Source organism: Paucisalibacillus globulus (assembly GCF_900184735.1).
Classification (GTDB): Bacteria; Bacillota; Bacilli; order Bacillales; family Amphibacillaceae; genus Ornithinibacillus; species Ornithinibacillus globulus_B.
This window is the reverse complement of sequence record NZ_LT855399.1, coordinates 91,155-106,791: the sequence shown is the minus strand read 5'-3', so window position 1 is coordinate 106,791 and position 15,637 is coordinate 91,155. Positions and strand designations below refer to the sequence as shown.

At 36.9% G+C, this 15,637-nt stretch carries 14 protein-coding genes; 5 read left to right on the top strand and 9 right to left on the bottom strand.

Annotation, left to right across the window (positions count from 1 at the left end; translation table 11 throughout):
* Positions 1-145 precede the first annotated feature (145 nt).
* Together BN999_RS17085 and BN999_RS17080 are read left to right on the top strand one after the other, a co-directional pair.
* Entirely contained in the window at positions 146-1,273 is a 1,128-nt protein-coding gene (locus tag BN999_RS17085) for a CAP domain-containing protein (protein WP_096273414.1), read from the top strand.
* A gap of 58 nt (positions 1,274-1,331) precedes the next feature.
* A complete protein-coding gene (locus BN999_RS17080) occupies positions 1,332-3,596 on the top strand; it encodes an ATP-dependent DNA helicase (protein ID WP_096273412.1) in 2,265 nt (754 codons plus the stop codon).
* Positions 3,597-3,662: 66 nt separating this feature from the next.
* On the opposite strand, the gene BN999_RS17075 is transcribed toward BN999_RS17080, so the two are convergent.
* The 3 genes from BN999_RS17075 to BN999_RS17065 form a co-directional block, all read right to left on the bottom strand.
* A complete protein-coding gene (locus tag BN999_RS17075; protein WP_096273410.1) occupies positions 3,663-4,277 on the bottom strand; it encodes a GyrI-like domain-containing protein in 615 nt (204 codons plus the stop codon).
* Positions 4,270-6,183 (bottom strand): endonuclease MutS2, encoded by a 1,914-nt coding sequence (locus BN999_RS17070; RefSeq protein ID WP_096273408.1) that lies wholly within the window; start codon positions 6,181-6,183, stop codon positions 4,270-4,272. Before BN999_RS17070 ends, BN999_RS17075 begins: the two co-directional genes overlap by 8 nt.
* A gap of 526 nt (positions 6,184-6,709) precedes the next feature.
* A complete protein-coding gene (locus tag BN999_RS17065) occupies positions 6,710-7,657 on the bottom strand; it encodes an acetylxylan esterase (RefSeq protein WP_096273406.1) in 948 nt (315 codons plus the stop codon).
* A gap of 127 nt (positions 7,658-7,784) precedes the next feature.
* On the opposite strand from BN999_RS17065, the gene BN999_RS17060 reads away from it, so the two are divergent.
* From BN999_RS17060 to BN999_RS17050, 3 genes are all read left to right on the top strand, one after another.
* On the top strand, positions 7,785-8,003 hold the full coding sequence (locus BN999_RS17060; RefSeq protein WP_096273404.1) for a hypothetical protein: 219 nt from the start codon (positions 7,785-7,787) through the stop codon (positions 8,001-8,003).
* Positions 8,004-8,365: 362 nt separating this feature from the next.
* A complete protein-coding gene (locus BN999_RS17055) occupies positions 8,366-9,331 on the top strand; it encodes an ornithine cyclodeaminase family protein (RefSeq protein WP_096273402.1) in 966 nt (321 codons plus the stop codon).
* Positions 9,332-9,365: 34 nt separating this feature from the next.
* Positions 9,366-10,832 carry a sodium/proline symporter gene (locus BN999_RS17050; protein WP_096273400.1) on the top strand — a complete coding sequence of 489 codons (1,467 nt, stop codon included), beginning with the start codon at positions 9,366-9,368 and terminating at the stop codon, positions 10,830-10,832.
* Between the two features lie 69 nt (positions 10,833-10,901).
* Here BN999_RS17050 and BN999_RS17045 read toward each other — a convergent pair whose 3' ends face one another.
* The 6 genes from BN999_RS17045 to BN999_RS17020 form a co-directional block, all read right to left on the bottom strand.
* The gene (locus BN999_RS17045; protein ID WP_096273398.1) at positions 10,902-11,765 is read right to left on the bottom strand and encodes an AraC family transcriptional regulator; all 864 of its coding nucleotides are present in this window, start codon (positions 11,763-11,765) and stop codon (positions 10,902-10,904) included.
* Between the two features lie 305 nt (positions 11,766-12,070).
* Positions 12,071-12,409, bottom strand: a complete 339-nt coding sequence (locus tag BN999_RS17040) for a DUF1048 domain-containing protein (protein WP_096273396.1) — start codon at positions 12,407-12,409, stop codon at positions 12,071-12,073.
* Position 12,410: 1 nt separating this feature from the next.
* Positions 12,411-12,749 (bottom strand): PadR family transcriptional regulator, encoded by a 339-nt coding sequence (locus BN999_RS17035; RefSeq protein WP_096273395.1) that lies wholly within the window; start codon positions 12,747-12,749, stop codon positions 12,411-12,413.
* A gap of 171 nt (positions 12,750-12,920) precedes the next feature.
* Complete coding sequence (locus BN999_RS17030; protein ID WP_096273393.1) at positions 12,921-13,751, bottom strand: hypothetical protein; 831 nt, start codon at positions 13,749-13,751, stop codon at positions 12,921-12,923.
* Between the two features lie 121 nt (positions 13,752-13,872).
* On the bottom strand, positions 13,873-14,343 hold the full coding sequence (locus tag BN999_RS17025; RefSeq protein WP_096273391.1) for a DMP19 family protein: 471 nt from the start codon (positions 14,341-14,343) through the stop codon (positions 13,873-13,875).
* Positions 14,344-14,649: 306 nt separating this feature from the next.
* On the bottom strand, positions 14,650-15,450 hold the full coding sequence (locus BN999_RS17020) for a hypothetical protein (RefSeq protein ID WP_096273389.1): 801 nt from the start codon (positions 15,448-15,450) through the stop codon (positions 14,650-14,652).
* Between the last annotated feature and the right edge of the window lie 187 nt (positions 15,451-15,637).

Genomic DNA, 15,637 nt, shown 5'->3' with positions numbered 1-15,637 from the left:
AGTTATGGTTGCCACCTTTCCTTATCTATTTACGAATTTATACTATATAGGCTAATTTTAAATGAGAAAAACTACTATCCATTCTCATTTTTGTGCATAATGTTATAATAATCTACAAATCTAGGGAACTAAGGGTGAAAAAACAATGCCAAAACTAAGACATATATTCTTTCTTTTATTGCTACTCGGTGTGCTTTGGCATTTCTACGGGGATACATTTCAGAAGTCGGGTTTCTCAGGTACCATGGATGAAATGAAGAGTGATGTAGAAGGGATAAAAGAGAATCCTAGAGTTGCGCTTACCATTGATACGATTAAACAAGAGATAGAATTACTATGGGGTAAGTTCTCACAGAACAAACAGGATGATACACCAACAACTCCGGCACCTGATGCCCCAAATTTACATCAACCAACAGAACAAACATTTTCCGTTCACAATATTGAAATAGGTGATATCCGTAGTGAAGTAGAAAAAGAAGTCGGTGAGCCTAAACGCTCCACAATAAATGAGTACGGTGTTGAGTGGGTGACCTATCATGAGAATTATCATAACTATCTTATGGTAGCTTATGACTCCTCTGACCAAGTAGCTGGACTTTATACGAATCAAGACCTAATAACCTCTACGGTAGGTATTACGTTTGATAGTACAAGAGATCATGTGTTGGCTACATTAGATGATCCGATTAAGGCCATTCGGAAAGGTAGAATACTCTATCAAGTGCAGGATACAAAAGAATATAATACGTTCTTAATCGATGATAATTACGTCACCATCTTTTATGATATCCATGAAAACAACACTGTAACTGCTATTCAAATCATAAGTGCAAAACTAGAAAAGGAAAAAGAAGGATTTTTTGGCCAGCCGAACACTGCTTTAAAAGAAGGATTAGAATATCAATTATTTGATTTAACCAATGCCGCAAGAGTAAATCATGGCTTATCCGTTCTTTCCTGGGAAGAGCCGTTACGTAAAACAGCCCGTGACCATAGTGCAGATATGGCAAAACACAATTACTTTAGTCATGAGAACTTAGAAGGTATGACCCCTTTTGATCGAATGGATGAGGATGCCATTTCCTACCGAGCCGCTGGGGAAAATCTTGCGACAGGTCAACCAAGTAGCATATTCGCCCATGAGGGTCTGATGAACTCCCTTGGACATAGGGAAAACATACTAAAAACGGAATTTAATTCTCTCGCTGTAGGGGTTGCCTTTAATACAGATGACCAGCCATTTTATACGGAGAATTTCTTAATGAAATAGTGGATGATAAATCTCCCCTTTTCCATGCTGAACTGTTAAACTGAGGTTAGGTGATATGATGACGAACGTAGTGAAAATCTCAGTTAGAAATTTAGTAGAATATGTGTATCGAAGTGGTAGTATCGAGTCGGGTTTTCGTACGTCTTCCACCATGACAGAAGGTACTAGAATCCATCAACTAATCCAAAAAAGTTACCGGGAACAAGATGAAAAGGAAGTATTCGTCGAAGCTGAAATTTCTTATGAAGACTTTATTGTGCGAGTTGATGGACGTTGTGATGGACTCCTTAAAGATGGGGATACCATCACGATTGACGAAATAAAATCTACTGTACATTCATTGGATGACATACAGGAGAATACACATCCAGTACACTGGGCTCAGGCTATATTTTACGGATATATTTATGCTGGTGACCATGACTTATCAGAAGTGACCATTCAACTTACGTATGTGCAGGTAAAAACGCAGGAACAAAAGCAATTTCAACGTGTGATGACCTATGAGGAATTGGAATCTTTTGTTTATGACGTTATCTCAAAATATGCTTCATTCCTTAAAGTGAAGCTCAAGCATAAAATAAAGCGAAACGAAACAAGTAAAGCACTAGAATTTCCATTTGATACGTATCGAGAAGGACAACGTAAACTTGCTGGCGCAGTATACAAGACTATCGCAGATAAAAAAACACTATTTGCTAGTGCTTCCACTGGTATTGGAAAAACAATCTCTACTATCTTCCCCACTATCAAAGCAATCGGCGAAGGTAAATTAGAGAAAATGTTTTATCTGACTGCAAAAACCATTACACGAACAGCTGCCGAAGAAGCATTTCGGCTATTGATTGAGAATGGTCTCGATATACAGGTGCTGACTATCACTGCTAAAGATAAAATTTGTTTTCAAGCAGAAACCATTTGTACAAGTGTGGATTGTCCATTTGCAGATGGCTTTTATGATCGAATAAATGATGCAGTTATCGATATTTTGAAGCATGAAAAAATGATGAACCGAAGCGTAATCGAACTGTATGCTAGAAAGCATCGAGTCTGCCCTTTTGAATTTTCCATAGAACTTGCCTATGCAGTGGATGCCGTTATTTGTGATTACAATTATATCTTTGACCCGAGAGTATCATTGAAGCGACTGATGGAAGATCAGAGAAAGAAAACCGCCATACTAGTCGATGAAGCACATAATCTTGTTGACCGTGCTAGAGAAATGTATTCTGCTGAAATAAATAAATCCAACTTCTTACAGTTGAAAAGAGAATTTAAAAACAGCCCTATTGGAACGTCGGCTAAAGCCATCAATGATCACTTATTATCAGTTAAAAAATCTGAGGAGTATGTACAAAAAGAATTAGATCAAGAATTAGTAGAGTTACTAGAAACATTCATCATCGATTCAGAGGCTGAACTAGTACGTCATGACCATGAGTTATTGCTAGATACGTATTTCGCCGCCCAAGCCTTTGTAAAAATCGCTACGCTTTATAATGACCAATTTGTCACGTATGTGGAAGTCCATAAGAGTGAAGTGAAGATGAAGTTATTTTGCCTTGATCCCTCTGAGCAAATTCTAAAAACGGGAAAAGGATTTAAAGCAAGAGTATTCTTTTCCGCAACCTTAACTCCGGCAGATTATTATAAAAATTTACTAGGTGGACAACCTGACGATTATGTTATCTCAGTCCCCTCACCTTTTCCAAGAGAAAATGCTGAGGTAATCATCCAACCGTTATCGACTAGATACCGGGATCGAGAGAATACATTGGAGCCAATGGTACGCTTCTTCAAAGATGTATTAGATAAGAAGGATGGAAACTTCTTAATCTTCTTCCCTTCCTATCAATATATGAGAGATGCCTATGAACAATTTATTGCGCAATACCCAGACGTGAGTACCATTATTCAGGATGTGGGAATGTCTGAGGTTGAAAGAGAGAATTTCTTAGCAGAGTTTGAGTCGGAACGAGCTAATAGATTGGTAGGTTTTGCAGTTCTAGGCGGAATTTTTTCTGAGGGTGTGGATTTAAAAGGAGAAAGATTACAAGGTGTTATTGTAGTTGGAGTCGGCATGCCACAGATTGGCTTCGAGCGAAATATTATGAAGGACTATTTCCAATCGGTTGGGAGAAATGGCTTTGATTATGCCTATGTCTACCCTGGAATGAATAAAGTACTACAAGCTGGTGGACGTCTAATTCGTTCGGATTCTGATACAGGTCTAATTGCTTTAATAGATGATCGATTTTTACAAAGGAAGTATCAGGCATTATTGCCCTATGAATGGCAGCATTATAGAGTTGTTGATTATTAATACTTACGGATAAAAATAGGGGGAGCCTAATTGACTCCCCTTTTTATATTACCGCTTTTGCATCTTTTATAGGCTAAACTTCATCCACTTTAGTTTTTCTGGAACTGTCTTTCTTGGGTCAGAAATATATATTTCTTTATGGGTCTTCTCTGCCCTTTTTAAATTGTTTTGTGTGCAATACTCTTCCATTAACTGGAAGGTCTTAGGTTCTTCATCATAACTTCTCTCATGCATTGCTTGAACACATAATCCTTCCGTTATGCTCTCGAATTGAACACTTTTAGGATTAAAATCTGGCTTTTTTTGTTGAACATGGTTTAGCGCATATTGAAACAAATCTTCTGTTACAAAATCAGGCTGTCTTATCATAAGCTTGTATACGAAATGATCTTTACTTAAATAATCTAATTTTCTACCCTCTTCATCTAAGTCCCAATGTCCCTCTAGAGGAAAAACTGTATATTCATAATAACCTTCGGGAGTGATTCCTTTTTTAGGCATCATTCTTATGGCATAGGACAAACCATAGAGGATTTCAATATGATCTTTAAAGTGTTCACTATTCGGGTTACCTTTCCCTTTTAAAGTGAAAAACTTCATTTCTGGAACATCAATTTTGGTAGGTTGCTTCTTAGGTAAATATAGTTCCTTCAATTGCTTTCTCCATTCAAACTTACTCATTATCTATCATCCTGTTCTTACGAATTTCCTTTTGAATTTTGCGAAGTGCTTTTTTGGAACCGCGTTCTATATCATGCTGCATTTTCCGTGTCTGGTAATCGATAAACAATGTTTCAAAATCATATCCCTCTGGATACAATTCCTGTGCTCGTACCTCTAGCGCGAGTCGCTTATCATTAACTTTAATAAATTCCTTGTTATAAAAGACGACAACATTATTGAAATTATCTCTTTCTTCATACACGATTCCAACGTCATCATGGTCTAATAATTTCACCCGATCCCCTTTTTTAAACTCATACACCTCTTGGTTTTTCTCTTTAACTTTTTTAGGCTTCCTTAATTTACCTTCATTTACACTGGCTAGATGATATTCTTTATTTTCCATATAACCTTTTGCTCTTTGTAGTACATTATCACGTAATCTCATTTTTTTTGAAATCCAAAGGGCATTACTTTCCCCTGATTTTCCTATTAATAGCTTATACTTCGGTTCCAATGTCTCATTATGAAATTGCATTGCTGCATTCATGAAATCCGGGTGCATTTCTGAAAAGTGTTTAATTTCTCCATAATGAGTGGTAGCAACAATAATACAACCCATATGATAAAACTCTTCTAAAATAGATATCGCAATTGCTGCCCCTTCATTCGGCTCCGTTCCACTACCTATTTCATCAAATAATAACAATGTATTATTATTAGATAAACTCATGATTTCGGAAAGATTTTTCATATGCGATGAAAATGTACTAAGGGCATTTTCCATACTTTGATTGTCGCCAATATCGACAAAGATGTTTTCAAAAATAGAAATTTCCGTTTCCTTATCCCCAGTAATATGAAAACCTGACATCGTCGCCAACGTTAATAATCCAATTGTTTTGAGTACAATCGTTTTACCACCCGCATTTGGTCCCGTAACTATTAAGCTTCGATAGTCTTGACCAATTTCAAAATCCAGCGGTACCGCGTCTCCTGATAATAGTGGATGCTTGCAGTTAACTAATTTTATATATCCGTAGTCATTTAACTTCGGCTCCGTACCGCCTATAAGTTTACTAAATTTTGCTTTTGCAAACACCATATCATATTGACTTATAAGATCCAGATTAATTTTGATAGCATCGATGTTCTCGAAGATCATACCTGATAAAGCTGCTAATATTTGATATTCCTCAATCGCTTCTTCTGCTTTCAGACTTGCAAGCTCTCCGTTTAATTTTGTAACGGTATCCGGCTCTATAAAGACTGTTGAACCCTTAGATGAAACTTCAATAATGGTCCCTGGAACTTGATTTTTATAGGAAGCTTTAATTGGTATTGTATAGCGATCGTCTTTCTTACTAATAAAATATTCTTGAATATACTTCTTATTGGTACTATGATTTAAAAATTTATCTAATCGTTCTTTAATCTTCTCTTCAACTGTTTCCATACTTCTTCTTATTCGTCTTAATTCCTTACTCGCATTTGAATCAACACGATTACCTTTTATTGAAAAATCAACCTCTTCTTCTACATTCTTAAATTCAGACATCGAATTCGCATACGAAGCGATTACCGGTGCGAAGAATTCTTTATCCAGCATGAACTGTTTAATCTTCCTACAGCCTCTTAAGAAATCCGATACACTAACCAAATCTTCCGGTTCCAGTATCACACCTTTTTCGAGATTTTGAATGATATGTTCAATATTAGAGACACCGAAAAATGGTACATTTCCTACCGCATCTAATATCGCTCTTGCCTCTGTCGTTTCATTTAAACGATTCTTCACTACTTTCATACTTGAGCTAGGTCTCAAATTATCTATCATTTTTTTCCCTAATCCACTAACACAATACGATTTAACTATTCCTTTTAACTCGTTATATTGCAACTTTTCAAAAGTCATTTCATTCACTTTTTTTGCTCCTCACTATGACTAATTTTTATCATACATGAAGATACCTCGCCGTTAGATTTCAATGAAGTTAGATTATGACTGACATGTCATGGTTAGCCACTTCATCACTTTAACCAAAATAAACACAAAAAAGCTACGGGGATACCGTAGCTTTCATTACATTTACAAGGCAAGTGTACTGTACATATTGAAATAAGCTATCTAAACGTATAGCTAACTCATCATGATTACGCGCTTTATAAAGTATTGTAGGTATCTTCACAGGTATTGAAATAAATCCATGACAAAACAAAGGGTATGAAATTCTATTATAATTCCCTCTCTGTCATCATATTTATTTCATTAAATTTCTCCTATTTAGAACCTACCGCACTCACAAATAAGCACCTCTTATTATATATAATGTTATCCATTGAAATCTAATCAACTGTAATTATTATACTATGCTTTATTAAAAAAGTGAAGTTCGGAATAGTGAAACAGGTTTGATGAATTCATCTGTATCACCTACCATCATACTTTTCTATAGATTCTCATTCACAAATTGGATTGTCTTATCGATATGTTCTTCAAAATGCATATTGTGACCAGCAAACGGATAGATTTCAATCGACTTAGGTGCCTCAAGCAAGTTATAAACTCCAAAAGTAGCCCTAGGAGGACAAATAAGATCCTTCAGTCCTTGCGATATCCTAGTTTTGCAAGTGATTTTCTCAGATAGATTTAAATTATCAAAATAGGTTAGATTATCATAAACTAACTCAATATGCTCAGGATATCGGTGCAGGAAGTTTTCTACATAAGTTAATGAGCCTTCCATTTTCTGTTCGATAGCTAAGGGGATATCACACATATTCGGCATATCAGCAATTGCAAGCTTTGGCTTGTCGTGTAGTGACGCAACCGCTAACGTAATACCTCCACCCATACTACCTCCCATGATACAAATTCTTTCAGCATCAATTTCTGGCTGAGAACAAGCAAAGTCTACCGCACGCACCCCATCTACATACACTTTCCGGTAATAATATTCTTCTTTATCTAGGATTCCTTTCGTTACCCAGGTCCCAAGTCCATCCGAAGAATACTGCGAATAATCCGCACTCTTCCCCTGTCCCCTACAATCCACTGCAATTACCGCATACCCTTGAATTAGCCACTTCATATAATCAGAGATGGATCCCTTATTTACCATATAACCATGAAAAAAGATGATACAAGGAAGAGCATCTTGGTGATTCTTTGGTAGGATATAATGAGCTTTGATTGGAGTTCCATCAAATCCATGATATGTCAGTTCAAATGCTTGAATTTGTTTAATTGGGTATGGTAATTCTTCTAACTGAGCATTTAATGGATGATGTCGAGCATCCTTCAACGTACGCTCCCAGAATGCATCATGATCCTCCCTTTTGTTGCGCTGTGGAAAATATGATTCTAGTTCTCTAATTGTTTGTTTAATATATTGCACATTTTCACCTTCTTTGGGTTTACTAAGTGAGTATTTTAACTATATAGTTCGACAGTGTGAGTTGTAATTCCTTTAACTTTTTGGGATTCTGTTGGGTGTTTTGTTTTTTAACTGAGGGGGTGGGGGCATGGGGGGACTTTGGGTACATGTTGGGGAACTTCGGGCGCATGGGTTAGAAGCTTGGGCACATGCTCTGGAACTTCGGGCGCATGGGTTAGAAGCTTGGGCACATGCTCAGGAACTTCGGGCGCATGGGTTAGAAGTTAGGGCACATGCTACGGAATTTCGGGCACATGGTTCAAAACCCTGGGCTCATGATCCGGTACTTCGGGCGTATGCTTCTTAACCTCGGGCTCATACTACGGTACTTTGGGCACATACTCTGGAACCTCGGACTCATGATCCAAAACCCCGGGCACATACTCCAATTCCTCAGTCACCTCCCCCAGAAACCCCAGTACTTTAGTTCCATTCTCCACCACAAAAGAAAACGCTTACAAAATTAATTGTGCACTATGTACAAACCCCACCAAATCACCTTATTCTATACGGTTAAACAACGTCAAACACACCAATTTGCTAATCTATAGAATAAAAGATTACTAGAAGTCCCATAATTTTAGTCAAATTGACTATAGATTTTCATCTCTATTTAAGTTAAAAATATTATAAATAATCCAAATATTAATCCTCAAGGAGGTGAATAGTTTGTTATTCTTGAATCAGAAGGATATCAAAGCTGCTGTTACCATGGAAGATACCATAAATGCTATCGATGAAGCTTACCGTTTATACGATGCTGAAAACTATACCATGCCAACAAGAATGCAAGTTGCAGATGGGGAGAATACCCTAATTCTTATGCCTTGTATGACAAACAACTCAATTGCTACGAAACTAGTAACTTCTTTTCCTAATAATACAAATCATCCTACACTTCATGGATTAGTCATTCTTAATAGTAATGAGACTGGTGAAATAAAAGCTATTTTAGATGGTTCATTTATAACTGGATTCAGAACAGGTGCTATTGGAGGATCTGCTATTCGTCATTTAGCGAAACCGAATGCTAGTAAACTAGCCATAATTGGAACAGGTGTACAGGGATTATATCAAGCATTAGCTGCTTGTACGGTAAGACCTATTACTGATATTTATCTCTACAACAGAACTCCTGAACGGGCAGATTCATTTATTCAGGAATTTAGGAAATGGAACAACTCCCCAATTACACTTCACAAAACAGAAGAGCTAGAAGAAGCAGTACATAACGCTGAGATAATTGTCACGGCTACTACTTCTTATGAACCTGTTTTACCTAATGATGCATCATTACTTCAAGACAAACTCGTTATTGGTATTGGATCCTTTCAACCGACCATGAGAGAATTCCCAGAAGCACTTTATCAAGTATCTGATCAAATATTTGTTGATTCTCATGATGCAGTGATCGAATCTGGAGATATCACGACACCTTTAGAAAACAATTGGATTCATGAAGATAGCATTCAGACCATGTCATCTTATCTTTTTCAATCAAACAAAATACAACCGAAAGCAGGCAGAAGTATAATTTTCAAATCTACAGGTATGGCATTATTTGATACCGTTACAGCAAATGTTATTTATCAACGTGCGGTGGAAAAAGGAGTTGGTACCCGTTTAGATTTCTGATGATAAGAACCACACTAAATTAATGGAGGTTATTATGAATATTATTCTCGTAGAGTTTATTATTTACTGTGTGATTATTGTTGCAGTCGGTTACTTTTTTGGAAGACGTAGTAAGACACAGTCTGATTTCCTACTAGGTGGAAAAAAGGTACCTGGATGGGTGTTAGCTTTCTCCGAACGGGCTACTGGTGAGTCTGCCTGGTTACTTTTAGGATACACAGGTTTTGTATTTATGACTGGTCTTTCAGGTGTCTGGGTTGCGGCTGGTATTGCTTCTGGTATCATTTTCTCTTGGTTATTTTTAGCAAAGAAGTTCATGCGCGAAACAGACAAGTATAAAGTATTAACCCTGCCTGACTATCTAGCTGTTCGTTTTGGAGACAAAGCAAAAGCGATACGGTGGTTAAGTGGTGTCTTAATTGCCGGGTTCTTAATGTTCTATGTTGGTGCCCAAATGGCTGGTGCAGGGAAGTTATTATTAACAACGTTTGGTATGCCGGAAATAGGTGGAGTAATTATCGCAACGGTAGTTATTATCCTAACTACATTTGCAGGTGGTTTTATCTCGGTTGCTTGGACAGATATGGTTCAAAGTATCATGATGCTAATTACATTAGTTGGATTACCGATTCTTGCATTAATTTACATTAATACAAATGATCTTTCCATTACGGAGTCCCTCATTTCAGCAGGGCCTACCTTCGACTCTTGGTTTGGAGGGGTAACAGGATTTGCAATTGGTGTACTGTTCTTTAATAACTTCTCCTGGTTCTTCGGATTCTTAGGGGGACAACCACAGCTAAGTTCACGTTTTATGGCATTAAAGAATGATAAAGAAGCTAATCACGGTAGTATCGTTGCTATTGTTTGGACATTCTTAGCGTATGGTGGAGCATTTACGATTGGTCTTGCTGCCATTGCCATGTATAACCAAGGGTCATTTGATGATGTTGAAATTATCCTTCCAACGATGATTCTTCAACTAATGCCACCTTGGATTGCAGGAATTCTATTAGCTGGAGTATTAGCAGCTATTATCACAACTGCAAACTCACAACTACTCGTTGTTACCAGTTCGGTTACAGAGGATATCATCCATAAGGCATTAGGGATTAAATTAACGGATAAACAACTTGTATGGTTATCTCGTCTATCCATCGCAATATTTGGGATTGTTGGTATGGTCATTGCACTTGTTTCAGAATCACTCGTATACCTCATTGTTGGTTGGGCCTGGGCCGGTGTAGGTTGTACCCTTTCCCCTGCCATCCTAATGACATTCTTCTGGAAACGGTATTCCGGCGCAGGTGTTATCGCAACCATTGTATCTGGTCTTGTCTCAACCATTCTTTGGATTAGCACACCACTAGAAGAAATCATGACATCTCGCTTCACTACATTCTTTATTGCAGCGTTCTTCGGGATTGTATTTAGTTTATTATTCCCAGATAAGAAGGCGGAAGAGAAGGTTGATATGGAGTCAGTGGAGAAGGTACTTTAATGAATTTGCCTGGACCTACAACTAAGAAGCTCAGGTTAGCTCCTGAGCTTCTTCTTGTTTTGATACATACTATCTTTTCCGAACTGGTAACCAAATCTCACTATATGCATAGCCTTCTTTTGGTTCATTCATTTTCGTAAATGAAAAAGTAGGTGCATTGATTACTTCATAATCGGAAGATGGAAGCCACTCCGAATAAGTTTTGGCCATTGTTTCTTGTAACGTGGAAGGGAATGGTCCTTCATTTGGAAATACTGCCCAAGTATAGGCTTCTACAGGAACAATATCTAGTTGAACACTAAATTGATCTTCTGTTGTTAGAACACCTATTAAATGCGTTAAGTCTCCCTCTTCTTTTAAGAAATTAGCATCCGCCTCAAAAGATGCATTGACAATTTCATATGGCGCGATGTTCTGAAGTGAGCGCATCTCTTCTCTTTGCTGTTCTGTAATACTTTGTGCAAGTTTTACAATCTCATTGTTTACTCCTTCAAATTGAATTGGGACACGTGCACTCACACCAACTAAGTTAAATGCTGGTTTCTTTTCAATTCTAAATTCCATCGTAACTCCTCCTTGAACGGTTATAGTAAATGAAAGTTTGGGAAATGATTTACTTACGCCACTCTTACCAACATCTGAAGGTAAGAATCCACTCCACTTTTTAAATGCTCTTGTAAAGCCATCCATGGATTGATAACCATATTTAAAAGCGACATCGGTTACTGTTTCACCTTGTAATAATTCTTTATTTGCCTCTGACAACTTCCTATTTTTGATATATTCATTTAGAGTCATGCCCGAGAGGTAGAAGAAGATCTTTCGAAAATGATAGTCAGAGACACCCGCATATTCAGAAATCATTTCAAGAGATAAATCTTCGGTTAGATGCTCTTCAATATAATCCATCACTTGATTTAATTCTCGTAACATGATTTCCCTCCTTTCATGTCTTAATCATACCGGAGCAATTCTTATGATACTCGACATTTCTTATATAAAAAATATCGACTACAACATTTATTTCTTAGTTTCAAACCTTTGAGGAGACAGGAACCGTAGCTCTCATTGAAAAGAATATCAGTCGCACATTATAGAGTATGGATTACTACCATTACCAATAATTAAAAGCCTGATTTAGTATCAGATTAACATAATTTATCTAGAATCATATAAAAAAGAAGGCCCGTTCTCACTTTAAGAATTGGCCTTCTTGTCGATCTATAAACATTATTTAATTAGCCTCGATTAATGGTATCGTTCAACTTCGTGCGGTATTTATCCATCCAAGTATTGTTATCCTTCATTAATTCATCACAAAAAGCTGCCACATCATTACCGGTAAGTTCTGTGACTTTCTTACCTTGCGGAGCTCCTTCTTCAAAGAGGTCAAGAATACCACCGAATATCCGTTTTATATCTTTCCAGTCAGAAACGCCACCTGAGTTCCACATATATTTTTGACTAGCATTGTAAGCGTTCCGGTATTCACTTGGAAGTGCCTTTGCTCGTTCCTCCAATGCCTTCCATTCTTTTTTCTCTTCTAAATCTCCAATTATCTTCTCAAAAATATTCATCTTATTGCTCCTTTTCATTTTGGTTTTGTTTTAATTCGTTAATTTTACTGGAGACAAATTCCCACTTTCTCCAGAAGACTTCTAGATGCTCTTGACCTGCTGCATTGAGGGTGTAGAATTTCCTCGGTGGTCCCATTGTGGAACGCTTTTTCTCGATATCCACTAGATTGTATTTCTCGAGTCTCATGGTAATCGTATAAACTGTACCTTCCACCACATCTGTAAATCCAAGTTCTCTCAGTTGTTGCGTAATTTCATAGCCATACGTTTCACCTCGACTAATGATTTCAAGCACACACCCCTCGAGCACCCCTTTCAGCATTTCAGTAATATTTTCCAAGTTTATCCCTCTTTTTTACTATTTTCACTTCTGCTATACCAGCAGTATTCAGTGATACTGGTAATAAGTATTACCGACTACAAGTATATAGTAATACATAGTACTGATTGTGTCAATACAAAAAAAGTATTTAGTAGCCCATTTTAGCATGCTCCTTAGTACTCTTTCTGATTATTGTTCTGGATCTGGAATATCCACTTCGTCTCCCCATTGGGTAAACGTATTAGATGTTTGTACACTAATTCCCCCCGCACTTCCAGTCGCAACAAAATAAGCACCGAGATAGTCACTTGTAATCCAAAACTCAAAATCGGAAATGACCGATATTTGCATATCAATGACGTCATCTGATGTTAGCTTCCAGGCTGTATCTGTAAAAGCCTCTGCATCCGGTACCGCCTCCTCACCAACAACAGTCCATGTATTCACCATTCCTAATAACTCTGCAATAAAACGTGGATCTGCAAATACACGATACCCTTGGATGATAGTATTTGCCATCCTCACTTCTGGATGATTGCTATTTGGGTCCTCTTGTATCCATCTACCGTCCAACGTCTTCATCCAACCAGTATCTTCCTTAAGAATGACTGCAAATTCTTCATTATCAACAGCAAGTGAAAAATGAGGATCCCATTTGAAATCAACTGTCGTATGAATACCACTTTCATCCTTCACAATATGACTCCCGCTTTGTTGTGCGAGCATCGCCTCGACGATACAATCTCCTAGTACACTACCTTCAATTTCTTGACTAACAGAAAATAATATTCCTTTACAGCTTTGATATTCTGTATTATTTCCCACTTCCGATTCTGTTTCGTCTTCTGTACTTTCTTGTTCTTCTCCCTCGTCTGTATTTACATCTTCTTTACCACCTTGGTCACGTTGCTCTACATCAGTCTGTTGATTGATATCTTCACTTTCTGCTTTATCTGATGTAGTACAAGCAACCATTAAGAAACACAATGCCATGATTATTAGTACACCTAATCGTTTCAATACTTTTCTCCTCCCCATTGGTTCCAATCAATATTTATATGTATATTATCTTCAGACAAAAAAAGAAGGCATTTGTTCTCTATTCTGAACAAATGCCTCTAGATGATGGTTAAATTTGGTTTTAATCCTCAATTACATCAATTATGTTAGTGTGTATGGTAATAAAATGCTCTTCTAATAACTTATCTAACTTATTATTAAGCTTATCATATTCATCGTTCGCTTTTTCGATTACTTTATAAAATGCATCTACTTCAATCTCGTCATTCTCTAACGCTACGTACAAATTCCACATTTCGCTTCCATACCTTTTTTCAATACTTGCATACTCATGAGCACCAATTTTCTCAAGAATTCCGATTAATTCGTTTAAATAATTATCTATCCCTACCTCATTAATATAGAATTCCCACCAATTAAGTAAGCTTTCATGTCCCCCACTTTCAAGCTCAGAATAATATTGAAAGAGAATGAAGTTTTCTTTTTGTAAGTCTTCCGCAGTTAGAAGATCATAATTACTTAGTACATCGATAACGGCATTCCATATGTCAGTCTTGCTTTGTAAACTAGTTCTGTGTATTTTAGGTTTCACGGTAGTTCCTCCTCTTCCACTTCTACCTCTACAATTGCCACATCATCTTCCTTATCCTTTGTTGCTGGTTCTATATCTTCCTTTTGGACTGCAATCCGTGATAAGTAGTACCTACGTTAGCCCTAGTACATACTTACCAAGTGTGTTATTCATTTGGTAATAGGCCTCCTATGTATAACCTTTTCTGTGTTGTATGAAACTAGCTTTAATATCTATGTTACTTTGATATTACATTAGAGCATTGTTTTTACTCATACACTTTGAAATGAAAGGTCTAACCCTTCTCACAATAATATAGACATATATTTACATCTTAAGGCGTGGTAAGAGCATACTGTAGTCTAGCTGTAAATCAGTAACCACCATCGCATGGTCACTTCCAGCCTTTAAGGAGTCTTCCATTCGATATTCAACATTCTTTACCTTAAATTCTTCTGAAGAGAAAATATAGTCATACCGTTTAGGAAATTTACCATTAATAATATGTGAAGCTGTTAATGGTGTATATTTCAATTCTTTCTCATCCTGAACACTATCCTGCTTAGCTTTAATAACATCTAATATTTCCTTATTTTTATCGAACCAAGTTCGATAAGTATCCTTCATTCTATGTACTGGTCTATTACTCAAAATTAATGATGCGCCGACTCCTCGGTCACCATTCTGTTTGAATAATTGCACATTGTCCATATCATAATGATCTACTTCTGTTTCATTTGCATCAAAGCAACATATTGTAGGTACTTCCTTGTGAAAGTGTAGATACTCTGCAACACCTGTAAATTGAGCTGGTTTTGTTTTCTTATACCCTACACCTGTTAGTGAATGAAAACATACTATTTTAAATGTGATTCCATCAATATTAATATCAGAAAATAAGGTTCTATCGGGAAATGCGGTTCGTGGAAGTACACCAAACTGCTCAACATCAAAATTTCCAATAACCCCAATCATACAGCCTAATTTACGATTAGTGGTATCATATGGACCAGGTTTTCGAAAATCGAGAGAGTAATACAACTTATCAAAAATGTGACTACTCGTGATATAATCAAAATCATTTTTACGTACTTCTTGTAGTGTAACTACTTTTAAATCGTCGATCACTCTGATTTCAACCTAGTTTAATCCTCCAGTCAAATATCACGCTAATATTTCCTTTTCTTCTATTAAACAGTATTTACCTCTTTCGACTCTTTTTAGCACTCCTCCTTTGATACTTTTAGATCACAAAAATGTCACAACTTAACCCCTATTTTGTTTATTCCATAGATTCTCTTTAACTATACCTGAA

What these genes read in the sequence shown, in the direction of transcription:
- BN999_RS17085 (WP_096273414.1), top strand. Translation starts at nt 146, where the DNA reads ATGCCAAAACTAAGACATATATTCTTTCTTTTATTGCTACTCGGTGTG.
- BN999_RS17080 (WP_096273412.1), top strand. Translation starts at nt 1,332, where the DNA reads ATGACGAACGTAGTGAAAATCTCAGTTAGAAATTTAGTAGAATATGTG.
- BN999_RS17075 (WP_096273410.1), bottom strand. Translation starts at nt 4,277, where the DNA reads ATGAGTAAGTTTGAATGGAGAAAGCAATTGAAGGAACTATATTTACCT.
- BN999_RS17060 (WP_096273404.1), top strand. Translation starts at nt 7,785, where the DNA reads ATGGGGGGACTTTGGGTACATGTTGGGGAACTTCGGGCGCATGGGTTA.
- BN999_RS17050 (WP_096273400.1), top strand. Translation starts at nt 9,366, where the DNA reads ATGAATATTATTCTCGTAGAGTTTATTATTTACTGTGTGATTATTGTT.
- BN999_RS17045 (WP_096273398.1), bottom strand. Translation starts at nt 11,765, where the DNA reads ATGTTACGAGAATTAAATCAAGTGATGGATTATATTGAAGAGCATCTA.
- BN999_RS17040 (WP_096273396.1), bottom strand. Translation starts at nt 12,409, where the DNA reads ATGAATATTTTTGAGAAGATAATTGGAGATTTAGAAGAGAAAAAAGAA.